At 65.0% G+C, this 25,329-nt stretch carries 26 protein-coding genes; 21 read left to right on the forward strand and 5 right to left on the reverse strand.

The features are described from left to right. The first annotated feature begins 6 nt into the window (after positions 1-6). From G3574_RS18235 to G3574_RS18320, 18 genes are all read left to right on the forward strand, one after another. Entirely contained in the window at positions 7-420 is a 414-nt protein-coding gene (locus G3574_RS18235) for a flagellar basal body rod protein FlgB (protein ID WP_163966328.1), read from the forward strand. After that, positions 420-869 carry a flagellar basal body rod protein FlgC gene (gene flgC / locus G3574_RS18240; RefSeq protein WP_163966329.1) on the forward strand — a complete coding sequence of 150 codons (450 nt, stop codon included), beginning with the start codon at positions 420-422 and terminating at the stop codon, positions 867-869. Before G3574_RS18235 ends, flgC begins: the two co-directional genes overlap by 1 nt. Beyond that, a complete protein-coding gene (gene fliE, locus G3574_RS18245) occupies positions 866-1,210 on the forward strand; it encodes a flagellar hook-basal body complex protein FliE (RefSeq protein WP_235953503.1) in 345 nt (114 codons plus the stop codon). Before flgC ends, fliE begins: the two co-directional genes overlap by 4 nt. A 24-nt stretch (positions 1,211-1,234) precedes the next feature. Beyond that, positions 1,235-2,719 (forward strand): flagellar basal-body MS-ring/collar protein FliF, encoded by a 1,485-nt coding sequence (gene fliF, locus G3574_RS18250; RefSeq protein ID WP_163966330.1) that lies wholly within the window; start codon positions 1,235-1,237, stop codon positions 2,717-2,719. Then, complete coding sequence (locus G3574_RS18255; protein ID WP_163966331.1) at positions 2,716-3,276, forward strand: hypothetical protein; 561 nt, start codon at positions 2,716-2,718, stop codon at positions 3,274-3,276. The genes fliF and G3574_RS18255 overlap by 4 nt, the downstream gene beginning before the upstream one ends. Beyond that, a complete protein-coding gene (locus G3574_RS18260) occupies positions 3,270-4,064 on the forward strand; it encodes a FliH/SctL family protein (RefSeq protein ID WP_163966332.1) in 795 nt (264 codons plus the stop codon). The genes G3574_RS18255 and G3574_RS18260 overlap by 7 nt, the downstream gene beginning before the upstream one ends. Next, the gene (locus tag G3574_RS18265) at positions 4,045-5,403 is read left to right on the forward strand and encodes a FliI/YscN family ATPase (protein ID WP_235953504.1); all 1,359 of its coding nucleotides are present in this window, start codon (positions 4,045-4,047) and stop codon (positions 5,401-5,403) included. The genes G3574_RS18260 and G3574_RS18265 overlap by 20 nt, the downstream gene beginning before the upstream one ends. Next, positions 5,400-5,876: a hypothetical protein gene (locus G3574_RS18270; protein WP_163966333.1), complete on the forward strand. Its 477-nt coding sequence runs from the start codon at positions 5,400-5,402 to the stop codon at positions 5,874-5,876. The genes G3574_RS18265 and G3574_RS18270 overlap by 4 nt, the downstream gene beginning before the upstream one ends. Next, positions 5,857-7,164, forward strand: coding sequence for a hypothetical protein (locus tag G3574_RS18275; protein ID WP_163966334.1), 1,308 nt, complete (start codon positions 5,857-5,859; stop codon positions 7,162-7,164). The genes G3574_RS18270 and G3574_RS18275 overlap by 20 nt, the downstream gene beginning before the upstream one ends. Further along, positions 7,154-7,552 (forward strand): flagellar hook capping FlgD N-terminal domain-containing protein, encoded by a 399-nt coding sequence (locus G3574_RS18280; RefSeq protein ID WP_163966335.1) that lies wholly within the window; start codon positions 7,154-7,156, stop codon positions 7,550-7,552. Before G3574_RS18275 ends, G3574_RS18280 begins: the two co-directional genes overlap by 11 nt. A gap of 10 nt (positions 7,553-7,562) precedes the next feature. Beyond that, positions 7,563-8,744, forward strand: a complete 1,182-nt coding sequence (locus tag G3574_RS18285) for a flagellar hook protein FlgE (RefSeq protein ID WP_163966337.1) — start codon at positions 7,563-7,565, stop codon at positions 8,742-8,744. After that, positions 8,744-9,610, forward strand: coding sequence for a FliM/FliN family flagellar motor switch protein (locus G3574_RS18290; RefSeq protein ID WP_163966339.1), 867 nt, complete (start codon positions 8,744-8,746; stop codon positions 9,608-9,610). The genes G3574_RS18285 and G3574_RS18290 overlap by 1 nt, the downstream gene beginning before the upstream one ends. Before the next feature lie 2 nt (positions 9,611-9,612). After that, the gene (locus tag G3574_RS18295) at positions 9,613-9,948 is read left to right on the forward strand and encodes a FliM/FliN family flagellar motor switch protein (protein WP_163966342.1); all 336 of its coding nucleotides are present in this window, start codon (positions 9,613-9,615) and stop codon (positions 9,946-9,948) included. Then, positions 9,945-10,418 carry a hypothetical protein gene (locus G3574_RS18300; RefSeq protein ID WP_163966344.1) on the forward strand — a complete coding sequence of 158 codons (474 nt, stop codon included), beginning with the start codon at positions 9,945-9,947 and terminating at the stop codon, positions 10,416-10,418. Before G3574_RS18295 ends, G3574_RS18300 begins: the two co-directional genes overlap by 4 nt. Continuing rightward, positions 10,405-11,214: a flagellar type III secretion system pore protein FliP gene (gene fliP, locus G3574_RS18305; protein WP_235953505.1), complete on the forward strand. Its 810-nt coding sequence runs from the start codon at positions 10,405-10,407 to the stop codon at positions 11,212-11,214. Before G3574_RS18300 ends, fliP begins: the two co-directional genes overlap by 14 nt. Before the next feature lie 31 nt (positions 11,215-11,245). After that, the gene (locus tag G3574_RS18310) at positions 11,246-12,454 is read left to right on the forward strand and encodes a tetratricopeptide repeat protein (RefSeq protein ID WP_163966346.1); all 1,209 of its coding nucleotides are present in this window, start codon (positions 11,246-11,248) and stop codon (positions 12,452-12,454) included. A 72-nt stretch (positions 12,455-12,526) separates the two neighbouring features. Then, positions 12,527-13,210: a creatininase family protein gene (locus G3574_RS18315; RefSeq protein ID WP_205609843.1), complete on the forward strand. Its 684-nt coding sequence runs from the start codon at positions 12,527-12,529 to the stop codon at positions 13,208-13,210. Positions 13,211-13,609: 399 nt separating this feature from the next. Then, positions 13,610-13,984: a response regulator gene (locus G3574_RS18320; RefSeq protein ID WP_163966351.1), complete on the forward strand. Its 375-nt coding sequence runs from the start codon at positions 13,610-13,612 to the stop codon at positions 13,982-13,984. Positions 13,985-14,055: 71 nt separating this feature from the next. On the opposite strand, the gene G3574_RS18325 is transcribed toward G3574_RS18320, so the two are convergent. Then, on the reverse strand, positions 14,056-15,051 hold the full coding sequence (locus G3574_RS18325) for an SDR family oxidoreductase (protein WP_163966354.1): 996 nt from the start codon (positions 15,049-15,051) through the stop codon (positions 14,056-14,058). A 283-nt stretch (positions 15,052-15,334) separates the two neighbouring features. Here G3574_RS18325 and G3574_RS18330 point away from each other — a divergent pair, with 283 nt between their 5' ends. Continuing rightward, positions 15,335-15,727: a hypothetical protein gene (locus G3574_RS18330; RefSeq protein WP_163966356.1), complete on the forward strand. Its 393-nt coding sequence runs from the start codon at positions 15,335-15,337 to the stop codon at positions 15,725-15,727. A 15-nt stretch (positions 15,728-15,742) separates the two neighbouring features. After that, entirely contained in the window at positions 15,743-16,342 is a 600-nt protein-coding gene (locus tag G3574_RS18335; protein WP_163966359.1) for a hypothetical protein, read from the forward strand. A gap of 236 nt (positions 16,343-16,578) precedes the next feature. Here the strand turns inward: G3574_RS18335 and G3574_RS18340 are convergent, their stop codons facing one another. Together G3574_RS18340 and G3574_RS18345 are read right to left on the reverse strand one after the other, a co-directional pair. Next, a complete protein-coding gene (locus tag G3574_RS18340) occupies positions 16,579-19,824 on the reverse strand; it encodes an amidohydrolase family protein (protein WP_163966363.1) in 3,246 nt (1,081 codons plus the stop codon). Between the two features lie 253 nt (positions 19,825-20,077). Beyond that, complete coding sequence (locus G3574_RS18345; protein WP_163966365.1) at positions 20,078-20,470, reverse strand: OsmC family protein; 393 nt, start codon at positions 20,468-20,470, stop codon at positions 20,078-20,080. A 76-nt stretch (positions 20,471-20,546) separates the two neighbouring features. Here G3574_RS18345 and G3574_RS18350 point away from each other — a divergent pair, with 76 nt between their 5' ends. Beyond that, positions 20,547-21,401 (forward strand): pirin family protein, encoded by an 855-nt coding sequence (locus G3574_RS18350; RefSeq protein WP_235953506.1) that lies wholly within the window; start codon positions 20,547-20,549, stop codon positions 21,399-21,401. A gap of 248 nt (positions 21,402-21,649) precedes the next feature. Here G3574_RS18350 and G3574_RS18355 read toward each other — a convergent pair whose 3' ends face one another. Both G3574_RS18355 and G3574_RS18360 read right to left on the reverse strand, forming a co-directional pair. Further along, positions 21,650-22,708, reverse strand: a complete 1,059-nt coding sequence (locus G3574_RS18355; protein ID WP_163966371.1) for an AI-2E family transporter — start codon at positions 22,706-22,708, stop codon at positions 21,650-21,652. A gap of 104 nt (positions 22,709-22,812) precedes the next feature. After that, positions 22,813-25,029 (reverse strand): TonB-dependent receptor plug domain-containing protein, encoded by a 2,217-nt coding sequence (locus G3574_RS18360; RefSeq protein ID WP_235953507.1) that lies wholly within the window; start codon positions 25,027-25,029, stop codon positions 22,813-22,815. Between the last annotated feature and the right edge of the window lie 300 nt (positions 25,030-25,329).

Genomic DNA, 25,329 nt, shown 5'->3' on the forward strand with positions numbered 1-25,329 from the left:
CATGCCATGAGTGACATCATTCCCATGACCACGGTTGGCCTCGTCGGCCTGGCGCTGGACGCCGCCGAAGCGCGGCACCGTGCCATCGCGCACAACATTGCCAACGCAGGCACCCCTGGCTTCCGGCCGCTGCGCGCCGACTTCCAGGCTCACCTCGCCCAGGCCCGGCAGGAACTGGCCGGCGCGGCGGATGGCGCTTCCGGGATCTCCGCTTCCACGCCCTCCGGCGATGCCGGTGCCATCCTGGCACGTTATCGTGCGGGCCTCGACCGGCTGGTGACGCGGGGCGATGGCCCCGTCGCCCTGGATGCGGAAGTTGCCGGGCTGTCCGAGAACACGCTCCAGCTGCAGGCGCTGGTCAAGGCACTGAACCGCCATTTCTCCATCCTCAACATCGCCGTCACGGAAGGAAAACGCTGATGGAATTTTCTGCCCTGTTCCAGATCAGCGCCTCGGGAATGGCTCTGGAAAAGCTGCGGGTCGAAACGACCGCGGCCAATATTGCGAACATGCATGTTTCCGCTCCATCCGTCGACAAGGTCTACCGGCCCTTGCGCGTCGTTGCCCAGGAAGCCCGTCCTGCCTTTGCGGCGCAATTCAATGCCATGCTTTCGAACCAGGAGGGGAAGGCCGGCGCGGGAGGCGTGACCGGCGCGAGCGTGGTGCCGCTGGAGACGATTCCGCGCCTGGCCTACGACCCGGGGCATCCGCACGCCGATGACAAGGGCTACGTTGCCTACCCCGGCGTCAATCACCAGGATGAAATGCTGCAGCTGGTCACCGCGCTGCGTGCCTACGAGGCGAACGTGACCGCCATGAACGCTGCCCGCACCATGGCGGCGCGTGCCCTCGACATTGGAGGCCAATGATGTCATTCGAACAGATCGCTTCGATATCCGGCGCGGCGGACGCATTGCCGGCCAACCTGGCACAGGCATTCGGGCTCGACATGCCGGCGGCCGTTGCGGATGGGGCGGCGCCGATGCAAGGCCCGGAATTTTCGCGTCTTTTCCTCGACCAGATTTCGGCAGTGAACGACAAGCTTTCTGGCGCGGACCATGCGGTACAGATGCTTGCGACCGGAGAAGCTCCCAGCCTGCACGACGTCATGATCAGGCTGGAAGAAGCGCGACTGTCGTTCCAGCTCCTGGCGCAGGTGCGCAATCGCCTGCTCGAGGCTTACCAGGAAGTCATGCGCATGCAGGTCTGACGCCGTCCCCTAACAGGAATCGCCATGGAAAACCTTATCGCTTTATGGAACAGGCAGCCCGCCGGCAAGAAGGCCGGGCTTGCCGCAGGCATGCTGCTGATCTTGGCACTGGTTGCCGCGCTTGGCTACATGACAATGCGGGTGGAGTACCAGGTGCTGTTCTCCGACCTGCAGCAGCGCGACGCGGCGGCGATGGCGGCCGAACTCGAGCGCATGAAGGTGCCATACAGGCTGTCCGACAACGGGGGTGCGATCCTCGTCCCCAAGGACCAGGTGCACAAGAGCAGGATGAAACTGGCGGGCAAGGACATCCCGCTGCAGGGCGGAATCGGCTTCGAGGTATTCAACAATGCGGACTTCGGCATGACCGATTTCGTGCAAAAGGTGAATTACCAGCGGGCAGTGCAAGGCGAGCTGACCCGCACCCTGCTTTCCATCGAGGATGTGCAGGCCGTCCGCGTGCATCTCGCGGTGCCCGAGCAAGGCTTGTTCAAAAAGGCAACGACGCGCTCAAAGGCATCGGTCACGCTGACGCTGAAGCCGAGCAAGACGCTGGCGGCGAACCAGATCACCGGCATCCAGAGACTGGTCGCTGCCTCCGTCGCGGACGTCGCCCCAGACGACGTCACGGTCATCGACCAGCACGGCGTCGCCCTGACCCGGCGTGCGCAGGCGGAAGGAGAGGTCCTTGCTTCCGGCGTGCAGATCGAGAGCAAGCGCGAGACGGAGGATTACCTCGCGCGCAAGATCAATCTGGTGCTGGAAAACGCCTTCGGCCGCGGCGCCGCCACGGCGATCGTTGACGTCGCGCTGAGCGGGGATCATCGGCGCATCGTGACCGAACAAGGGGTGCAGTCCAAAACCGGCAAGTCCGACGCCGGTGCGGCAACGGCAGGCAGCCGCGAGCGGCCGGCGTCGAACGCCGTTCCGTCGATCGAAGGAATGTCGCTTGCCGGAAACCTCAACCCGCTTCCGGACGGCGCGACGCCGGGCAACCGCCGCGTCGAGCAGACGGTGATCCCGCCGGGCGGCTTGCGCCGCATGACAGTGGCGATCGTCATCAAGCGCCAGCTCGACCCCGCTCAGCTCGAGCGTCTGAAGGAAGTCGTCGGCTCGGCCGCGGGATTCAATGCCCAGCGGGGAGACGCCATCGTCGTCTATCCGCTTGGCGATGCTGCATCTGCAAACGCGGCCGACGCGAAGACGACCACGGACCAGGTTCGCCCTGATGAGGAAGCGTCAGTCCGATCGGAAGGGCAGTCCAGGGAGAGGATCACATCCGCCGGCACGCACTGGATTGCCATGGCTGGCATCGTTGCCGGATTCGGTGGCCTGGCGTTATTTCTGGCGCTCCGGCGCCGCGCGGCCAGGTACACGCCCGCGATCTCGATGGCAGGCTCGCCGCTTGCGCCGGCCATGACGGCCGCCGAGCGCGAGAAAACCCTGGTTCGATTGAAGCAATGGGTTAATGGCGGACAGGCCGGTCTGACCGGGGAGGTGAGGCGATGAACGTCGTGGATGGAATGCAGGGATACCGCCAGGCCGCCGCCGCCTTGCACGGCTATGCGGAGAGCGACCGCGAATGGCTGCTTGGCGCCTTTCCCGAACATGACCGCGCCATCCTGCGCGATTACCTTGGCGAACTCGATGCGCTCGGTTTCGTGCCTGGACAGGAGGCGCGAACAGCACGACAGCCAGCGACACCAATCCAGGACTCGGCGCTGGAGCAGATTCGTCGAGCGAGTGCCGATGAGATTCATGCTTCGCTGGCAAAGGAACCTTGCGCGTTGATAGGCGACGTGCTGATGCTGGCGTCCTGGCCCTGGAAAGCAGAGTTCCTCGAACGTCTTTCCGGTGCGCGGCGGAATGCGGTCCTGCGGCATGCCAGCGAAAAGCGGAACGTGGCGCCATCGCGCCAGTCGTTCCTGCTGACGCTACTTGCGAAGACATTGCAGGATCGGGATGCGGCGTATGCGGGGCGTCACGATTTTCGCCGCGAGTCATCGAGCGTGACATTCAGCCTTTCCCTTTGCTGGCAACGGATAAGGGGTTGCTTGCCATGGTAAGGATCCTTCGCAAGCCGGCCTTTTCCGCGGAATCGCGTGCAATCGGCCGCGCGTCGAACCGGATCGCGGCAACGGCCGTGAACGGCGTGTCGCCGGTGCCTGAAGTCGCCGATGCCTTGGCGCAGTCGTGCCTGAATAACCAACAGCGGCAAAGCAAGGAACAGAAGGAAGAAGAAGCGTGCTTGCGCGCTGCGGCACGGTGGGAGGCGGAACAGTCGGCGGCGCGCGAGCAATGGCAACGGGCGGGCAAGGAAGCCGAACAGCGCGGATATGCCGATGGCATGAAGAAGGCTCAGTCTGCCCTGGAGGATGCGACAAGGATGCAGGCCGCACGTGTTGCGACGCTGGCAACGGCCTTGCGCCAGTCCGTCGAAACGCTGCGCAAGCAGTCGGAAGAGGATGTCATCGCGCTGGCCTTCGCCGCCGTCTGCCGCATACTCGGCGAACATGCGATGGAACGGGGTGTCGTCGTCGCGATGGTGCGGGAAACGATGGCCGGCATGGCATCCGGTCCGCATGCAGACGGTGAATTCCTGACGGTCTGGCTGCATCCGGAAGACCTCGCGTTGCTGCAGCAGGGGACCGCGCTTCCCGCGGACCTGGCGCAGGCGCAGTGGAAGGCCGATCCTGCCATCGCTGCCGGCGGGTGCATGATCGAGACGGCCCGGGGAACGCTCGATGCCCGGCTGGACATTCAATTGGAAGCGTTCCGCGCGGGGATGCTTGCGGCAAGGGCGAGGCATGGCAATGATGCGAAGGAGGGCGGCGATGACCCATCCCATGCCTGAGCCGCGTCTCGCGCAGGCCTGCCTCGAGGCGCTTCGTTCCATGCCATTGACGCGGCGTACCGGCCGCGTCGTCCGTGTCAGCGGCAAGTGCATCGAGTCTCGCGGACCCGACGCGGCGATCGGCGAGCTTTGCGACATCCATGTCGACGCCACCGGTCCGGCGGCGCATGGACTGATCAAGGCCGAGGTCGTCGGCGTGCAGCCAGGCCGCCTCGTGCTGATGCCGTATGGCGACGTCAAGGGAATCGCAAGCGGATGTCTCGTCGTGGCCGCCGGACGGAGGCATGACATCCCGGTCGGCGAGGAATTCCTTGGACGCGTGATCGATGCCTTCGGCAAGCCGCTCGACGACGGCCCGGCAATCGATGGCGACGCCACGGCGCGGCAAGCCTTGCAGGGCACGGCCCCCAATCCGCTGGCCCGGCCGCGCATTGACCGCCTGCTGGAGACCGGCGTTCGCGCCATCGACGGATTGCTGCCGCTGGGGCTGGGCCAGCGCTCGGGCATCTTCGCCGGCAGCGGCGTCGGCAAGAGCACCTTGCTCGGCATGCTGGCTCGCCAGGTAAAGACCGACGTCAACGTGATCGCCCTGATCGGCGAGCGCGGTCGCGAGGTGCGGGAATTCATCGAGAAGCAGCTTGGCGCGGAAGGCATGCGGCGCAGCATCGTGATCGTGGCAACCTCCGACCAGCCGGCGCTGGCGATAGTGCGCGCCGCCCATGCCGCAACCGCGCACGCGGAGCATCTCCGCCAGCAAGGGCGTCATGTGCTGCTCATGATGGATTCGCTCACCCGCTTTGCCATGGCGCGCCGCGAAATCGGGCTCGCGGCCGGCGAGCCGCCGACCGCGCGCGGCTACACGCCCTCCGTGTTCGCGGACATTCCGGAGCTGTGCGAACGTTGCGGCACCTCGGAATCGGGAGGTTCGATCACGGCGCTGTACACCGTGCTGGTGGAAGGGGACGATTTCAACGAACCGATTTCGGACATCGTCCGCGCCACCCTGGACGGCCACATCATGCTGTCGCGCGAGCTGGCCCATGCCGGCCATTACCCCGCCATCGACGTCTTGCAGAGCGTCAGCCGCCTGGCTGCCGATCTCACGACGGACAGCGAACGACAGATCATGCGCGCCGTGACCGAATTGCTGGCGACCCATGCCCGTCATCGTCCCATGATTGAAATGGGCGCGTATCGCCAGGGCAGCCGAGCAGACATCGACCATGCGATTGCCAGACAACCCGTCCTGACGGCGGTATTGCGCCAGGAAGTGAATGATGCCAGTCCGCGCGCGGATACCCTCGCTCGACTGAAACATGCCTCGGGAGGCGCGCCATGAGCGGGCCGGCAGGATTTCGCTACGCGCTCGAACCCCTGTTGCGCCAACGGGACTGGGAGTGCCAGCAATTGAGCGCCGACCTGGCCGTCGTTACAACTGCCATCGCCGCATTGCAAAGCCGGGTCGATGGCATCGATGGCGACATGCTCGCCGCTTCCGACAATGCGCGGCAGGATGCTGTGGCTGGTGCTCTGCCTTGCGCCAGCCGCCTTGTCATCGCGAGCCGTTACTTGCGCGAGCTATCCGCCCGCCGCGGGCGCGTCGCCGCCGAACTCAAGGAAAGCGAATGTAATCGTGACCGGCTGATCGAGCAGATCCTCGCGTTGCGCAAGGCGCTCGACCGGCTGAAGCAGCACAAGCAGGAGGCCGCCGACCGTTTCGCGGCATCGCTCCAGTCCCGGGAAATGCGCGACGCCGATGACCATTGGCTGGTGTTGTCGAAATACAAGGAGAGTGCCGATGAACGTCATTGACGGCAAGCCAGTACAAGCCGGGATAGGGCGCACCGATTTCGCCATTCCGGCAGACGTTGCTGCCGGTCCTGCGGGGAATGTAAGTCGCCGCCAGGCTTGGCTGCTCGCGCTGGAGCATGCCTGGCTGGGCAGCATGCAGGCGAGGTCCGGAAGGCAGGCAGGTCCAGGTCGGGTTCCCGAGGATGCCGGCAAGGCACGGTCCGGCGGAAACGATGACGGTAATGGCGGCGAACTGCCGTCGCGGCTGATTCCAGCCATTGCATTTCCCAACGAACGGGCTGACAGCGAATGCGAAGCGAATATCCCGCGTGCGGTGGGGCAGCCGTCTGCCGCAACGGCTTCCCGGCTTGTGAACGCCGGGCCGCGTCACCCCGAACTGGCGGATGCGGGAAGGCCAACCGGAGGCGAGGCTGAAGCGCAGAAATCTTGGGGCTCAACCAGCGCCATTTCCGAACGGCCGGCAGTTCGGCAAGATAGTTTCGATGCCATGCCTCATGCATCGACCGCCAGGGCCGCGGAAGAGCCTGGAAGAGCGCCGTTCGGCGAACGTCTTAAGGCCGGGCGGGCTGTCATGGCTGGTGGCGCCGTGCGCATGGACGTGTCGCATGCCGGCGCGGCGTCCTCGTCCATCGACGCCGGGACACCGGTAGCCGCGCATTCCGCATCCACCGATCCGGTATGGCCCGGGATGCTTGTTGGAGCGGAAAACGCCAATGCCCGAAACCCTTCAGTGCCAGCGACGCCATCGCCGAGCGTCATTGCGGCCGGCACGGCCAGCATTGCAATATCGCCAATCCTTACCGTCCCGGTCGGGCTGCCTATCGCCGGCCAGCCTTACCCGCGTGGCGCTTCTCCGTCCGCAGGCGCACCCTTTGCCCTGCCTGAGACCGCGGTTGAGACTAGCCATGAATCCTTGGATTCGAAGGCTTCGTCCGGAAAGCTTGGCGGAACGGCGGGGGAAGCCCCTCCGGCCCGCAACGTTCACGTCTATCGCGATGCGCGCGGCGTGCAAGCCTGGATACGCGATGCGGCCCTCGATGCGGCGGATGCGGAAGCGGTCTCGCGTGCCTTGCAAGAAGAGTTCCTGCGCAGCGGCGAAAGTATTAGCGCCATCCACGTGAACGGAAAAATGATCTCCGCCACTGTATCCCCTGGAAAGGCAGGCGCCGCATCGATCGCCACGCATGACGAGGGCTTGCATCTGGGCGGCGACCATGGCGGGCCCGCGGCGGAAGAATCCGAACTCGTCTATCAACCAGCTCCAGGAGCATCAATCCATGGCCATTGAATCCATCGCTGCCGCCGACGCACAGTCCAAGCTCAACAGCATCGGCATCCAGGAATTTCTCAAGATTCTTACCAGCCAGCTAACCAACCAGGATCCGCTGAAGCCGCTGGACAACCAGGAATTCATCGCTCAGGTCGCGCAATTCACGTCCCTCGAACAAAGCCGGCAGCTCAACCAGAAGATCGACCAGCTCGTCGCCATGCAGGCGGCGAGCCATTCCATCGGCATGCTGGGACGCGTTGCCGACATCAAGACCGACAGCGGGACCCAGACCGGCACCGTCAAGGCGATCGGCTTCCAGAACGGCGAAGCGCGCCTGACCTTGCAGATGCCGGATGGCTCCTACCTGACTGACGTTGCCATCAACCAGATCAATACCATCCGATAGGGATTTTTCCATGCTCGATTCCATCTTCATTGGAAGCAGCGGCCTCACCAGCTATGCAAAGGCATTGCGTGCGGTCAGCAACAACCTCACCAACCTCAATACGCCCGGCTTCAAGGGATCCCAGCTGCAGTTCGCCAGCCTGCTGCAGCAGCAGGGCGGCGGCGCGAATTCGCCAGACAGCCGAGGCGCGGGAAGCGGCGTCGGCACCTTGTCGCCGGTCGTCAACTTCCAGCCCGGCGACCTGCAGCAGACCGGCAACCAGCTCGACCTCGCTGTCAACGGCGAAGGCTTGTTCGTCCTGAAGAGCGGCGAAGGCCTGCGCTACACGCGCGACGGCCAGTTCCAGTTCGACCGCAACGGCACCCTCGCCAGCACCATCGACGGCGCGCATGTGCAGGGCTTGAACGACAAGGGCGAACTGGTGGACCTGACCTTGAATGGCGCGCGCTCCAGTTCGGCCAAGGCGACCGGCAAGGTATCGTTTTCAGGCAATCTCTCGACGGACGCGCCAAGCTTCACGGTGAACAACGTCAAGGTGTTCGATGCGGTCGGCGGCGAACACCAGCTGACGGTGAAGTTCACCAACAGCGGCGCGGCCACGCCCGGTGCGTGGCAGGTCGACGTGACGGACGGCGCCACGTCGGTGGGCAGCGGCACGGTGACCTTCGACAACGGCCTGCCCAAGCCGGGCAGCAGCACTGTGGCGCTGACCTACGCGCCCAACGGCGTGCCTCCGCTGAAGCTCAGCCTTGATTTTTCCGCCAATGCCACCGCGTTCGCCGCGGGACAAAGCTCGACGCTGGCCGCGACCAGCCAAGATGGCTACGCTGCCGGCGCCCTGTCGAGCACCAGCTTCGACAGCGAAGGTTACCTGGTCGGAAACTACGCCAACGGCCAGACGGCAAAGATAGGCCGACTGGCACTCGCCCAGGTCAACAGCAGCGCCGACCTCATCGCGACGGGCGGAAATGCCTTCACCGTGGCAAACGCCGCCGCCGTGCAGATCGGCGGTGCACAGTCGCATGGCCTGGGCAGCATCAGCAGCGGGGTGCTCGAGGGATCCAACGTCGACATGGCGGAACAGTTCAGCCAGCTCATCGTCATGCAGCGCGGCTACCAGGCGTCCTCTCATGTCGTCAGCACCGCCAACGACCTCATCCAGGAACTCTTCGACATGAAAGGTCATCGCTGATGACCTGCCGCCCCTTCCTGCTGCTTGGTAAGGGCGCCCTGCGTGCGGTGAACGACCGCATCGAGGGCATCGTCCGGTCCTGGTGCGATGACTGGGGCATCGCGCATCACAGCATGGCGGTTCTCTGCGAGCGTGCCTGGGAGGTCTCGACCGGCTTGCCCGGGCAGGGTTGGGAGGCCGCGGATACCCGCTTGCCGGGCGCCGCGCGCGTCCATGCCTCGCCAGACGCCGCCAGCGCCCTGCGCGGTCTTCTCTTCGGCGAGGATGCCATCGACCCAGTCGTTGCAAGCGTTGCAGACGTTGCCGAAGACCTTGCGAGCCAGGTGGCGCGCGAGGCAGCGCGCGACCTGGGCCGCCGCCTTGGCGGCGGGCAGCATGCTTGCGAGCGGCTTGTTCCGTGCGACGCGCCGGGGCGGTGTCCCCATGCCAGCGGCGACGTGCTGGCGAGGATCATTCTTGGCGAGGCCGACGGGCATCATGCGGCCTCGTGGCTGGTGTTGCTGCCGGCCGGACAACTGGACGCTCTTCTCGGCCGCGATCCGCCGATTGCCGCGCCGGGTGCGGGTGGCAAGGCGCCGGCGCTGGAATCATTCTCCTCCGCCCCGGTGCCCCTGCCGGTGCGCATCAGCGAATTCGAGATCGATCTCGGCAACCTCGCCAGCCTGTCGGTAGACGACGTGATCCGGCTGCCGCGACAGGCAGCACAGCCGCTGGACGTACTCGCCGCCGACGGAGAAATCTTGTGCGGCGCGTACCTGGGCAAGGTCGATGGACAGATGGCCATCGAAATCGCTTCCTTGATCACACCTTCAATAACGAACGGCAACGATGCCGGACATGGCAATCCAGCCAGGAAAGGAAACTGACCATGATGATGGATACGGACAACCAGGCCCAGGCACACATGGCGGCACTACCGGAACTGAATCCCGCGGCGGCGGGGCGGCCGGTCGTCAACGAACATCACCTCGGCGCCCTGCATGGCGTGCGGGTCAAGGCGAGCGTGATTGCCGGGGAAGCACAGGCAACCCTCGGCGAAGTCCTGGCGCTGCGGGAGTCGTCGGTGCTCAAGCTGGACAGGCCGGCTGATGCGCCTGTCGACATTATGGTGGATGGGCAACTCGTCGCCCTTGGCCAACTGGTGGTGGTGGATGATCATTTTGGCGTGCGCATCACGCAGGTGTTGAGCGGAACGCGGCCATGATGCGGTCGGCATTGTGCCGGGTGAGGCCGGCGGTATTGCTGATGTTTGCCATCGGAGGTTGGGCACAGGCGGAGAATGCCGATCCCGGCAGGACTTCACCGGCCGCGACGAGGGAAACGACGGCAACGACCGCTTCTGTGGCGCCGCACGAAGCGATTCCGTTCAAGCGGAACGCGGACGGCGATGCGGGCCTCGGCGTAAGCGCGATGGTGCTCGTCCTGGCCTTGGCCCTGTCGGCGGGGGCGTTCGTCGTCCTGCGCAAGCGTTCCGCCGGTTTCCGGCGCAACCGGACCGCGCCGCCCGTGGACGTGGTTTATTCCACCCGGGTCAATGGCGCCTTCCTGCATGTCGTGGCCTTCGGTGGAAAGCATCACCTGCTGGCCCAGTCGGGCGATCGCCTGGTGCCTATCGCCGCATCGCCCCGTCAGCACCATCCGGAGGAAGACGAAAGCGAACATGAGCATGGCTGATCCGCTTCGAGACATGCCGTTGCGCCAGTACTGGTCCGCCGGCAGTATGGTTGCCGCTTGCGCAATGGCGCTGATGCTGTTTCCGGCACTGGCGCTTGCCGCGAACGCGGACAACTTGCTGCAATTGCCCGGCGTGCAGGTGCGCGTGGGCGGGGCAGGGGCGGCGGGCGAGATGTCGTCCGCGCTGCACATCCTGCTTGCCCTGACCGTGCTCAGCCTCGCGCCGGCCATCCTGATCTGCATGACTTCCTTCGTGCGCATCGTGATCGTGCTGTCCATGCTGCGGCATGCGCTCGGCATGCAGGAAACGCCGCCCAACACCGTCATCGTCAGCCTGGCCTTGTTCCTGACCGTGTTTTCGATGTCGGCGCCGCTGGAAGAGATCAGGAGCACTGCCTATGAACCTTTCGTTGCCCACCGCATCGGTACGGAAGAGGCGGCGGCCGCGGCCCTCAAGCCGATCCGCGGCTTCATGGTGCGCCAGACTCGCGAGCAGGACCTGGCCCTGATGGTCGAACTGGCGCATGCGCCGCAACCGCGAGCCATCGAGGACATCGGCATGCTGCAGCTGGTGCCGGCATTCATGCTGTCCGAATTGCGCACGGCATTCCAGATCGGCTTCGTGATCTTCCTGCCTTTCCTGCTCGTCGACCTGGTGGTGTCGGCCGCGCTCATGTCGCTCGGCATGATGATGGTGCCGCCGGCGTCGATCGCATTGCCGCTCAAGATCCTGATGTTCGTCCTGATGGACGGCTGGAACCTGGTTGCGCGCTCGCTGCTGGGGACGTTTCATTAGCTGGGCAACCAATGCAACTTTACGCCGAAACATGACTATCGATACCTCGCTTGATACCTCGCTTCGCAGGCTCGCCGGCACGCCGGGTCAGTTGGATCTGCAGCACGCCGCCGCCGGCGAACTCGACCGCCTTGCCATCTACCTCGCTCAGGATCCCGACAACAAGGGCTTGCTGGCGCGCCTGATCGACACCGCGATTGCCGCCGGCCTGCATGACCGCGCGCAGCAAACCCTGCACGAGGCGCTCGCCCGCCTGCCCGACGACGATTTCTTCCTTCACCGGCAAGGAAAGCTGCTGCTCGCCACCGGCAAGTGGCGGGAAGCCGTCGCGGTGCTCGAACCCTTGCTGCTTCGTCATGAAGACCCGGTGATTCGCCACCACCTCGCCAGCGCACAGGCCAAGCTCGGCTTGCTCGAGCAGGCGTGCGCCGTGCTCGCGCCGGTCGTGGCACAACCGGAAGCGGGCCCGGAAGCTGTGACGCTTGCCATCCATGCGCATCACGGCCTGAAGCAGGTGCGAACGGCGGTCGAGATCGCCGAGCAGCACGCGGATCGCCTCGGCGGACATCCCGGATTCCTGGGCACCGCCGCGCTGGCCTGCCTCGACCACGAAGATCTGGACCAGGCATTCCGGTTCGCCGCCGCCGTGCTGGCGCTCGACCCTGCTTCGGCGCAGGCGCACGCGGTGCTGGGAACGCTCGCGCTGGGCGAGGCCGATGGCGAACGCGCCGAGGCGCATTTCCTGCAGGCGCAGGCAAGCCTGCCGGACGACGGCCGCATCTGGTCCGGCCTGGGAACGGCCAGCTTGCTGGCGCATCGGCTCGAGCAGGCGGAGGAGCGGCTCGCGAGGGCCGTGCATCGGCTGCCGGATCATATCGGCACCTGGCATGCGCTGGCCTGGTGCCATCTTCTCCTTGGCAAGCGCCAGGCGGCTCATGTGTGCTTCGAGCAGGCGCTCGCGCTCGACCGCAATTTCGCTGAAAGCCATGGCGGCATCGCGGTCGTGCTGGCCAGCGAAGGACGTCACGGCGAGGCGGCCGATTTCGCGCGGACCGCATTGCGCCTCGATGCCGATTGCATTTCGGCGCGTTACGCGCGCGCGATCATCCTCGGCGAGGCAGGGAACGGGCAAGATGTCGGGCAGATGGTGCGCCGGTTGCTGGCGGGCCGCCGCAGCGGCAGCGGGCAGGCACTGGCCGACCTGGTGCTGTCGCGCAGCGCCCGCGCCGGCCATGGATAAGGCAAAACCTCCCGATTCGCATCGATTGGGGTATGCTTGATTCCGCCTGAAACGCCGAGCACCGGAGTCAAGTTGAATCATCCGCCCATCACCCTGCTGCCCCTTGGGAGCCATGAATACCATGGACCGCATCTGCCGATGCAGACCGATACCCTGATCGCCTCCAGCGTCGCGGCGGCCATCGCGCAGGGCATACAGGCCGACTCCGCCCGCTTTCCCATGGGCGTGCAGGTCTTTCCCGCCATTCCCTTTTCCTGTTCCCACGAGCATGCGGACTCGGTGTCTTTGCTACCCGACACCCTGGTCGCGGTGCTGGATGACTTCGCCGCCCAGGCCCGGGGAATCGTCGCGGTGGTGAACTGCCATGGTGGCAATCATGTCCTGGAAAACTGGGTGCTGTCCCGCAACCGCGACCGCTTCCGGCATCTCTGGTTTCCTCGCCCGGTGAACTGGCGCCGGGCCTGCGAGCGTTCCGGCATTGCGTCGGAGTGGGGCGAGGATGTGCATGCGGGAGAGATCGAAACCAGCCTGCTGCTGCATGCCGCGCCGGGCGAGGTACGGGCCGACCGCCTGCCTGAGGAACACGTCCTGCGGGATCGCCCCTTGCAAGGCATTTCCGGCATGACCCAGTACACCCGCGACGGCGTGCTCGGCCGTCCCCGGCTTGGAACGGCGGCGAAGGGCGAGGCCTTGCTCAAGGCGCTTGCCGCGCTCGCCCTGGAAGAGATCGACTTGCTGGTCCGGAAATCGTCCTGACGTCATTCACGCCAATGAAGCGGAGGCAGAAAGCCTGCCGCGGCATCGCCGCCGTTTCCTCCTGACATTGTCCAAGACGGCGGCGATTCTCACGATTTCATCCTGCAAAATTTTTTTTGCCGCATCCACGGCGCCGCTTTGACGGCTCATCGAACACGGCGAAACAGGAAAATGATTCCGGCTTTTTACCAACCTCTTCCAGCCGAACCTGTTTTCGTCGGGGAAAACTGTGTTTTTATCGGTCGTAACGAGGTGTCTTGGACAAGGTAAAACCCGCAAATTTTCTAAATCGAATTTGCCCTGTTACCATGCTTTAACACATGGTCGCAAGCGCGATGCGCCCGATCATCGACGATGCAAAAAACGTTTGCCAGGCTCCTGGCACTCTGGTGACAGCCCATGTTTGATCAGATGATTCTCCTGGTGGACGACAACGACGACTTGCGTAATTCGCTGGTCGATCTGCTCGGCCTGCACGGCATTTCCTGCACGGGTGCGGAGAACGGGGCGCAAGCGCTCGCGCTGCTGCGGCAAGGCCTGATTCCCGGACTCGTCCTGCTCGATCTGATGATGCCGGTGATGAACGGCTGGGAATTCATGGAGCAGGCGCTGCTGGAATTTCCGGGGCTGTCCTTCGATATCCCGGTGGTGATCATGTCGGCCATCTCGGACCATGTGCCCATGCCGGGCTGGGCCGCGGAACGCATCCGCAAGCCGGTCTCCTTCGACGCGCTCGCCGCGGTCATCCAGCGCTTCAGCCAGATCAGGCTCTGAGCTCGCCCTGCCGGGGAAGGCCGGCCGCGTGCAAGGCCGCGGCGGCACACTCCCGATCGCCATCCTCCCGTTCAGGCGCTGCCCGTGACGCCGCCCATCACCGGCAGCACCACGCCCGTGATGTAAGCGGAGCAGACCGGCGCGGCGAGGAAGACATACGCCGGCGAAACTTCTTCCGGCTGCGCCGGGCGCTTCATGTCCGTGCTTGAACCGAACTGCTCCACCTGGTCAAGCGGCTGGTCCGCCGGATTCAGCGGCGTCCAGACCGGTCCTGGCGCGACCGCGTTGACGCGGATGCCGCGCGGCGCGACATTCGTGGCGAGCGCCTTGGTGAAGGCGTGGATGGCGCCCTTCGTCGCCGAATAGTCGAGCAGGATGGGTTGCCCGAACAGTCCGGTTTCCGAGCCGGAATTGATGATGCTTGACCCCGCCTTCAGGTGCGGCAGCGCGGCGCGCGCCATGTTGAAATAGCCGTAGAGGTTGGTGCGGATGGTCATGTCGAAATGCTCGTCCGTGATCTCCTCGAGCGACAGGGCGTGCTCCTGGAAGGCGGCATTGTTGACGAGTATATCCAGCTTGCCGAAGGCGTCGACCGTCTGCTGCACCGCCTGGTTGCAGAAGGCGGAATCCCGGACGTCGCCCGCGATGAGCAGGCAGCGGCGGCCTTCCTTCTCCACGCAGCGCTTGGTCATCTCGGCATCGCCGTGTTCGTTGAGGTAAAGCACGGCGACGTCGGCGCCTTCCCGTGCGAACAGGACCGCGACCGCGCGCCCGATGCCGGAATCCGCGCCGGTCACGATGGCCGTCATGCCCTCCAGCTTGCCGCTGCCCTTGTAGCCCGGCGCCATGAACTGCGGTGCCGGATCGAGTTCCGATTCCGTGCCCGGTTTTGCCAGCCGCTTCTTCGGGAAAGGCGGCGCAGGCTGCTCGCGCTGTCCTGCCTGCACCGGGCCGGATTCCTGCTGTCCGCCGTCGCGCATGCCTTCCCTGGCATCGGTTTCTTCCTGGATCTTGCGTTGCAGCCGTGCGGTTGCGGCCGCGGCGTTGTCAAACTCTTTATTGGGCATGGATCGTCCTTTCGGGAGAGGGGGAGAAGTTGGCGCGGCCCTGGCTGGCGGCGGATGACCGCCATCGCGGGCCGCCGCCCGTGTAGGATTCGACAAGATGCCGGCGACTGGTTCCCCGGACCCGGGCGTGCCCTGTTGCGGGCGCGGCACGGATTACACTTCGACATATCGGGGATACATCCAGACGTTATCATGACGATGCAGCAAGCCATGACGCCGCGCGCGCCATGAAAAACCGGCCTCGTCCGCCGGAGTCGTTCGTTGACTTTTCCGAGGAGAAATCATGAAAGCTGTTCGAGCCGCCGCTGCCAGCCTGGCACTGCTGGCCACGGCTATCGCCGCCCCGGCCTTTGCCTGGCCGGTACATCATCATGGTTCCGGCGTGCGCCTGGGCCTCTATCTCGGTCCGGGATGGTACGGCCCGTGGTATTACCCGCAGCCGGCCTATCCGGTCTACCCATCCACCGTGATCGTCCAGGAAAGCGCGCCGGTCTACATCCAGCGCGCGCCGGACGGAATGGAAGGCCAGCCGCCGTCCGCCCCCGCGCCGATGGCGTCCTCGCCGGCCCCCGGCGTCTGGTATTTCTGCGCCAAGCCGGAGGGCTATTATCCTTACGTGAAGCAATGCCCCGGCGGATGGCGCCAGGTTCCGGCCCAGCCATCCCCTCAACCCTGACGGTCCGCATTCATCATGAACACTTCAATGAAACTCGCCGCGCTGGGTCTTGCCGGACTCAGCCTCGCGGCGTGCACGACGATCCCGGAAGGGCCGAGCGTCTATGTGATGCCCGGCTCCGGCAAGAGCTTCGAGCAATTCCGCTTCGATGACCAGGATTGCCGGCAATACGCCTCCCAGCAGGTCAATGGCGCCAATGCCGCGTCGGTGTCCGCCGACAGCGGCGTGAAGAGCGCCGCCGTGGGCACGGTGCTCGGCGCGGTCGCGGGCGCGGCCATCAATGGCGGCCGTGGCGCGGGCGTCGGGGCCGGCGCAGGCATGGCGATGGGCGGACTTGCGGGCACCGGCGCGGCGGATGCATCCACCCGCGGCCTGCAGCGGCGCTATGACATCGGCTACATGCAGTGCATGTACGCCAAGGGGCACCAGGTGCCGGGCGGCCAGTCCCAGTCCTACCAGGGCTACCGGCAGCAGCGCTATGCGCAACCGAGCTATCCGGCGCCAATGACTTCCGCGCCGGCGCCGTATCCGCCGGCAGCGGCGCCGTATCCGCCACCGCCTCCCGGTAGTCCGCCGCCGCCGCCGCCGCCATCAAGCGTGGTGCCGCCGAGGTAGGGGTGTTGGAAGAGTGAGTGTGCTGGCAGGTCTCCGGGGCGTTGGATTCGCTCCAAGGGAAGTTCATTTGGCGGTTCTTTGGACGAGCGAAATGGGATCCCCGCCTGCGCGGGGATGACGGAGGTTTGCGGGGATGACGGAGGGTCGCTAGAATGCCCTCGCCAGACGTCAGTGAGCAAGAACCGCAAGAATGCGCAGGTCAAACGCAGACGACCCACGCATTCCCGCTGCCTCACTCAATCCGCATGCATCCCCGTCTCACACTCATGCGGCACCTTCCTGCACATCTGCTGATACGCCAGGATCGCCCGCTTGCGCGCTGCCAATGCCGTCGCAGTCTTGAACGGCGCAAGAATCTGCGCCTTGGAAAGCACATTTCCATTCTTGACCACGTATTCCACGTTGGCCGCCGCCGCCAGGTCGTCCAGCGGATTTCCCCTGACCGCCACGAGGTCCGCGAGCTTGCCGGCTTCCACCGTGCCGAGGTCCTTGTCCAGGTAACTCATCCGTGCCGCGTTGATGGTCACCGTCTTCAGCGCCTGCACGTTCGACATCACCAGCCCGGCCGCGCGCAGGTTGAGGTGGAGCGATATTCCCGGCACCACCAGCGGCGAGTCGGTGCCGTTTGCCAGCAGGCCGCCGGCGTTGAGCACCTTCAACTGTTGCTGCGCGTCCTTCTTGATGGTGTCGAGTTGCGCGGCGGTCGGCTGGACGGCGGTTTGCAGGCCGGTCACGAAGTTGGGCGGGACCAGGATGAAGCGGTCGTCGCTGACGATGCCCGCATCCTGGGCGACCAGCGATTGCGCCGAGAACAGCGTGTCGATCAGGTGGAAATCGCCCTTCGCATGCAGGTCATAGGCGTCCTGGTAGGTGATGGCGTTGACGAAGGACTTGGCCCAGCCGTACCCCATGCGCTGCGTCGCCGACAAGTGCGTCGTTCCTCCCAGGCCGGTGGCGGCGCCGGGCGAGAGCATGTGCGTGCCGGTGGGAATGCCGAGGTCCAGGCCGGCTTGCGCGATCTTGGTCATGATGGGGATGGGTGCCCTGACATACGACTTCAGGAAATCGACGCCGAACGCCTTGGCCTTGGCGATTTCCTTGTCGGCGACCTCGGGCGTCCGCAACGTGCGGGCGAAGTTGTAGAAGAGGCGGTTGCCTTCCCACAGAGGGGGCGACACGAACAGGCGCGGCCCGATCAGGTTGCCGGCTTCGAGCGCCTCGCGGATCTCGGTGCTCTGGTGCAGCGGGCCGGCGACCGATTGCGTCGAGGTGAGGCCGTAGGACAGCATCAGTGCCGCGATCTGTCCGTATTGCCCGCCCTGGTATAGCGTGAGCGGATGCACGTGCGGGTCCCACATGCCGGGCATGACCGTCAGGCTGGAGGCGTCGACGTAGTTGTCGGCGTTCAGCTGGGCGTTCGCCTGGTGCGGCCGGACGGCAGTGATGCGGTTGCCGGCGATGACGATGTCGACGTCGTTCTGTACCGTGTCGCTGACGCCATCCCACAGCTTGCCTGCCCGCACGATGGTCGTTCCCGTCGGCACTGCCTGCTTCCAGCGGATGTTCACCGCGACGTCGCGGCTGCCCGAGCCGTCCGCCTGGATGGTCTTGAGCGCGGTGCCCGACTTGTAGAGGATGGTGGCGGAATCGCCGGCCCAGGAAGGCAGATCGGCGACGTCGGTGGTGAGTGCCTTCGGCGCGCCGGCGGGAGAGCCGTCGGGATTGACCGGCATGACGTGCAGCACCGAGTCCATGATGAAGGCCACCTGCCTGCCATCCGGGGAAAGCACGGCCGCGCCTTCGTCGCGCTCCGAGATCTGCTGGGGCGCGGGCGCGACGGCATAGAACTTCGCCGTCTTCGCGCCGACGTCGATCACCCGCAGCTTGTTGTAGCCTTCGCGGAAGCGGTTGTTGATGCGCTCGTTGTCGACCACCACCACCTTGCTGCCGTCGGGCGTCCATGAGGGCGTGCTGACCTGCGTGCTGACGGAGGGAATGACGACCTGTGCGGTCTTGCTCGCCATGTCCCAGACCTCGAGCTGTCCCGACAAGGTGGAATAGGCGATGCGGTCGCCGGTGGGCGACATCTTCGGCGTCACCATCGACTTGCCGGTGATCGAGGCCAGCCGCGTGCGCTGCCGCGTCGCGATGTCGATCTGGTCGATCGCCAGCGCGCCTGCATTCCCCTTCTCGGTCGAGAAGTAAATCGCCTTGCCGTCCGGCGTCCATTGCGGATTGCCGTCGCGGTCGGTGTCGTTGGTCAGGCGCACCGGGTCCTTGCCGATCTCCATGATCCATACGTCATTGAGGGCGACGAAGGCGATGTTCTTGCCGTCGGGCGAGATGGTCGGAGCGCTGATGCCGATCGCCTGCCGCTCCGCGAGCGCATTGAAGCCGCGGTCGCGCGTCGTCGTGATGACCGGCCGCCGCACCGTCAGCTTGGCGCTGAAGGGCACTTCGCTCAGGGCTCCGCCGGCGGCGTCGCGGATACGGATCTTGCCGTCCGAGGCATAAACGAAGCGGCCGTCCGGTAGCCAGCGCAGCGGGAAGGGGAACAGGTCTTCGTTGAGCACCACGTCCTTGCCGCCGATGTTGAGCGCCTTGGCCTCGGACTGGTAGATGACGCCGGTGCCATCCCTGTTCCAGGAGGGAATCGTGCCATTCCCGGCCGGCACCGCCACGCCGTTCGGAATGTCCATGATGTACACCTTGCCCGTGTCGGCGAAGGTGATCTGCTTGCCGTTCGGCGACACGACCGGAAAGCCTTCCGCGCCCGGTCCCTTGGTCAGTTGCTGGTACTGGCCATTGGCCAGCGTGAAGCTCCAGATCTTGTACTGTCCGTCCGCGCTCCTGTCCGAGGCGAACACGAGGCCGCTGCCATCTGGAAGCCACGTCGGTTCGCGATCGTCGAAGGGCCCCGTCGTGAGTTCGCGTGGATTCGCGCCGTTGGTGTCGATCGCCCACAAGTGATAGTTGCCGGTCGGCGCATAGTTCTGGAACACGATGGTCTTGCCGTCCGGCGACCAGACCGGCCCTGTCGGCTCGAGCTCCCAGCCGGTCAACCGGGTGGCGGAGCCGCCGGTAATCGGAATCAGCCAGAGCGCGCCCTGTGCGCTGAAGACCAGCTGCTTGCCATCCGGCGAAGGCGCGACAGCCATGTTCGTGCCTTCGTGCAATTCCACGCTCAGGTCCTTGGTATTCCCCTGCAGGGTATTGAGTTCCTGCACCGTCACCACCGGGAGGGTCGTGCCGGAACCTCCGGAAGGCGTGGTGCTGGTTGAATCGCTTGCACTGTCGCTGCCGCCGCTGTTGCAGGCCGCGAGCAGCACGGCGGAAACGATGGGAAGCAGGGCGTGCCGGAAGCCGCCGGGCGTGCTGCCGGCATGCCGTGCCGTTCTGCTGGAGCGGACTGTGGCGGATGCGTTCGATGAGTTTATGCTGGCCGGTACGTCTTGATGCTCTTTTGCCGGTACTGCAGTCATGTTGAGTCTCCTGTCGGTATGTGCTTTTCTGTTCTCCCTTTCAGGGCAGAGGCGTGCAGGCACAGGGCTCATCGATGGCTGGCGTCAACGATGCATCGTTCGATGCACGGAACTGCTTCTATGATGTCTATCCGCCGCGATTGTCTTTTTCAAGACAGTTAAGATGCTTGTTGTACTTGCTCAATGCGAATTACCGGAAGGCAGGAATGGTAAGTGCAGAAAAGGGGATCGTCAGGAGCAATACCTCCATGCTTCAGCGGCGTTCGATTTCTGTGCTGATCGCCATGGCGCGCTTGAGGGTCTTCGTCACCGGCGTCTTTTCGCAGATCTCGGCAAGTCGGCGGCATTGCTCTTCGTCGAGCGCCTCGCCGAACCGCACCTTGCGGGTGATCGTTTCCGTGCCGTCCTCGGCGCGCGCGAAGCGGGCATCGATTTCGATGCGTCCCAGCGACCAGCCCTTCCTGTCGGCATACATGCGCAGCGTGATCCCGGTGCATGCCGCCAGCGAACCGAGCAGCAGTTCATAGGGAGCGGGACCGGAATCCGTGCCGCCCGCATCGGCCGGCTCGTCGGAGCGGAACGCATGTGTCCGGGAACGAAGAACTTGCTGGTAGCCCTGATCGCTGTGCAGGTGAACGGTTGCCATGGAATTCCTTGTCTGAGGTGGAGGCATGATCGTAATGCCGATCCGGGGCATAATGCAAAAATCCCAGGAGAACCTCATGCAACTCATCAAACCTCATGTGCGCTCGATTGGCGCGTTTGACGTGCACCGCCTGCTGCCGGCCTTTCCCCAGAAGACCATTGGACCCTTCATCTTCTTCGATCACATGGGGCCTGCCGACCTGCCGCCGGGACAGGGGATGGACGTGCGGCCGCATCCGCATATCGGCCTGGCGACGGTCACCTATCTGTTCGATGGCGCGGGCCTGCATCGCGACAGCCTCGGTTCCAAGCAGCGCATCGTTCCCGGCGACGTCAACTGGATGACCGCGGGGCGCGGCATCGTGCATTCTGAGCGCACCGCGCCCGAGGATCTCGCGACCGGCGTGCGCCTGCACGGCCTGCAGATCTGGATCGCCTTGCCCAAGGCATTCGAGGAGGCCGAGCCGAGTTTCAGCCATCATCCCTCATCGACGATACCGCGCGTGACGCTGCCGGGCGCGACGCTGCGCGTGATTCTCGGGACGGCATACGGCGCCACCTCGCCGGTGGAAACCTACTCCGACACCGTATACGTCGCCGCCGAGCTGGAAGCCGGCGCCGCGCTGCCGTTCAGCGCCGAGCACGCCGAGCGGGGCGTGTACGTGGTGGAAGGCAATGTCCGCCTCAATGGCAATCCGGTGCCGCCGAGGCACATGGTCTTCCTGTCCGGCGAAGGCGAGGTCCTGATCGAAGCCGAGGAACCGTCCAAGGTGGCGCTCATCGGCGGCGAGCCGCTCGATGGCGAACGCTTCATCTGGTGGAACTTCGTCGCTTCCTCGCGGGAAAAGATCGAGGAAGCCAAGGCGCGCTGGCGCGAGCAGCAATTCGGCAAGGTGCCGGAAGAAACGGAATGGATCCCGCTGCCGGAATGATGCGCGGGGCATGACGGCGCACGGGCTTGACCTGAAAAAGAAATGGCCCGCCGGCTTGCGCCAGCGGGCCCAACACTCTCAGGAGAACTCATGATGCGCTTTCACTTTAAGCGCGGGGTCGGGGCGCCACTGTGACCGCCGTCACGAACGCGGCAAACGGCGCTTCTCCGCGCCGCGGCCGTTGCGTTTACCTCTTGATCGGCTGGCAATCCGGCCTTGCTGCGCGCTTGCCGCGGTGAATCAAAAAATCAAGGCAGGAGGGGCGTAGGGGCGGACGCTTCGCGCCACAAGGTCACCGCCAGCACCATGATCACCGGCCCGAGGAACAATCCCACCAGCCCGAAAAGCTCGATGCCGCCGAGAATGCCGAACAGCACCGCGAGAAAGGGCAGGCGCGTGGCGCTGCCGATGAGCTGCGGGCGGATGAAGTGGTCCGCGATGAACAAAACGACCATTCCCCATGCGGCGACTTCCACTGCGGGAACCATCCGTCCCTGGGACGCGAGTATGCCGGCCGCCCCAAGGAAGACCACCGGCGCGCCGAAGGGAATGATGGCCAGCATGGCGGTGAAGCCTGCCCACAACGCGGCAGAAGGCAGGCCGGCGAAGGCGTAGCCGATGCCGATCAGCACGCCTTCCCCCAGTCCCACGAACACCAGTCCGTTGACGGTGGAGCGCACCGCCAGCGGCAGTCCGGGAAAATACCGGTTCCAGCGCTTGTCGCCCAGCAAGCGGATGCCGATGCGCTCCGTCTGCCGTTGCAGCGTTTCGCCGTTCAGGATGAAGAAGAATAGGCAAAGCATCGCGAAGCCGAAGTCGAGCAGGCGATGCAGGATCTGGCTGCCGAAGCGCCGCAGCAGTTCGGTCGCGGAATGGACATGCATTTCCGGATGATCCGTGAACAGGTGGCTCAATCCCCTGGGTTGCGCGAGCGTGGTCTGCCACCATTGCCAGATCTCGTTCCCGGCGAAGGGAATGTGCCGCAGGAAATCCGGCGCGGGAACGCCTTGGCTGTTGGCATCGGCAATGAGCTGGGCGACGACCGGCGCTTCCTTGATGATCTGCTGCAAGCCGATCATTGCCGGCAAGGCAAGCAGGGTGGCGACGATGAGGGTCATGAGCAGCGCAGCGGCCGCCGTGCGGCCGTTCAGCAGCGCGCGCAGCTTCAGGAACCATGGCCAGGTGGCAATGCAGATCAGTCCTGCCCAGACCAGAGGCAGCAGGAACTGCCGCAGAACCAGCGCCGCCATGATGACGACCGCCATGGTGAACATCGTGCCGGCGATGCCATGTTGTCTTGCCTGCATCTGCTTCCCCGCTTTCTTCCGGCACATGCCGTAGTTGCATCCCCGTGATTATCCACGGATGCGGACCGGACGTATTGACGCGAAGCTGGAGGGCGGCGCGCCTCTCAGATCTTGAGTTCCAGCCGGATGGTCAGCGATGTGTAGGTGCGTGCCGTGGTATTCGACGACTGGCTGTAGCTGCTCGTCGATACCGCATTGCCGCTGAAGTAATTGCTGTTGATGAGATTGTTCGCCGAGATCCGGACCTGCGCCAGCGGATTGAAGCGCCATAGTCCGTACAGGTCCAGCTGGCGCTTGTTGCCGGTGCTGATGCGCTGCGTCTCGTTGACCTGGACTTCATAGGCCGGCGTCCAGTTGAGACTTCCCCCGAGCGTGAGGGGCAGGCGGGCCAGCCGGTAGTCGAGGCCGACGTTCGCGGTCTGCTTCGGCTGCTGGTCGAGCCGGTTGTCCGGGCCGGGCACCTCGTCGACGCGCGACCAGAAGCGGCTGTAGTTGGTGCGGAAATCGATGTTCGGCGCATCCTGCAGGAGCTCGCGCAAGGCGAACTTGGCCTCGAGTTCCAGGCCGCTGGTGATGGCATGTCCGATGTTCAGCGGCCGCGATACCCAGCGCGGTCCGTTGATGCCGTCCTCGAGCGCGATGCGCCGGCGGATGAGGTCGCGGATGCTCCTCGCGAACACGTTCGCGCTCAGGATGCCGCCGTTGCCAAGATAGTGTTCATAGGCTAGGTCCAGGCCGGTGGACAATTCGGGGCGCAGGCTTGGGTTGCCGATGCGGTCCGGGCTGGTCGGACTGTTGAGGCTGGAAATCACCGGCAGCGCGACCAGGTCGGACAGGCCGGGCGCGCGGTAGCTGTGCGTGACGCCGAAGCGCACCTGGTCCTTTTCCTTGCCGGGCACGCGCCATACCGCCTGCAGGATCGGACTCCAGACACTGCTGCTGTTGTCGATCGGTCCCGCGGCCGTGCTGCTGCTGGTCTGGATGCCTTCCCAGCGCAGCCCCATGTAGGCGGACCATTGCGGCGTGATTTCCCATTCATCCTGCACGAAGGCCGCCAGGCGCCGCGTGCGCGCGGAGAGGCTTTCGCCGGAATCGAAGAATTGCGGCTGGCCGTTGTCGAGCGAGACGCGGGTCTGCTCGCGGCGGCTCCAGTCGATGTCCCAGCCGGTGGCGATCAGGTGGCCATCCCCGGCCGATATGCTGAGCTTGCCATTGCTGCCGACGTTGCGGTCGCTGGTGTTGCTGGTGTCGACGAGGGTATTGACCAGCGTGCCGCCCGCATCCCGCTGCAGCCGCAGCGTGTCGCTGTCATTGTGGTTGGCGCCGGTGGTGAGCTTGGCGTCGAGGCGCATGCCCGGCTGGAAGCGATGCTGCCAGCTGGCGGTGAGCCGCCCCACACTGAAGGAACTGCTGGAATTCCACTTCGCGGTGGCGTAGGGCGGCGTGCCCACCGTCTGCGTCAGCACGCTGTCGCCGTCGGTCCTGCTTTCGATCTGCATCAGGAAGGCCTGCAATCCCACGGTGTCGCCATTGCCGAAGCGGTAGGTCGCGTTCGGCGCAAGCTGGATGCCCTTGCTCCTGCGCGTGCTGTCATCGTCGATATGCTGGGCCAGCACCGTGGCGCCGCTGCCATTGATGCCGAGGTTGTCGGTCGCATCCTCGCTGCGATGCCGATGCTCGAACACGGTTGCTGAAAGCTGATAGGACAGCGCGCCGATCTGCCCGGGATGGGTGATGGATGCGCTCGGTTGGTGGTTGCCCTGCTCGATGCTGTCCGAGACGCGGATCTGCGTCTGCTTCTGCCGGAATTCCTCGCGCAGCACGATGTTGATGGTGCCAGCGATGGCCTGGGTGCTGAACTCCGCCGTTGGCGCGCGGAATACCTCGATGCGTTCGATCTGGTCCGGCGAAAGCGTGTCGAGCGAAAATCCGCGCGGCGGACGCTCTCCGTTCAGCAGGATCTGGGTATAGCCGTTCCCCAGGCCGCGCATGCGGATGTCGCCGCCGCGGCCCGGGCGTCCGGAGATCGTCACGCCGGGCAGGCGCTTGAGGATGTCGGCGACGGTGCTGTCTCCCTGCCGGTCGAGTTCCTCGCGTCCGAACACCATCTTCGCGGCGGTGGAATTGCGGCGCTGCTCGGTATCGCTCTGGCGGCCGCTGGTGATCGTCACGCGCTGCGAGGCGTCGGCGGGCGCGCCATCCGTGCCTCCCGGCTGCGCGGGCGGCGTCTGGGCCATTGCCGGACCGAGGGTCAGCGCGCCGTACAAGGTCGAGAGCAGAATAGCGAGCGGCAAGGGAGCGGGCAAGGCGTGTTTCAGCATGATGGCAGGGGATGCTTGTGGCTCGGAGGTGAGGCAAGTCTAGCGGAAATGCCAATAGGCAATATGTCGAATTATGTCGGCAAATGGCGAAATGAGGGAAGCGGAGTTTTGCCGGAAGGCGGTGATGCGAGGATGGCGGCGGGAAGGTGTTGCGTAACGGGATTCCCGCCGGCGAGGGAATGACAAACTTGAGGGCGGCTGAAGGTGGGATCGAGGAAAATCCCGGAAGAGGGAAATGAAGGGTGGTTGAAGTTCAGGACGGTCCGGAAGTTAAATGCTTGCGAGACGGGGACTTGCCTT

Source organism: Noviherbaspirillum galbum (assembly GCF_010974945.1).
Taxonomy (GTDB): domain Bacteria; phylum Pseudomonadota; class Gammaproteobacteria; order Burkholderiales; family Burkholderiaceae_D; genus Noviherbaspirillum; species Noviherbaspirillum galbum.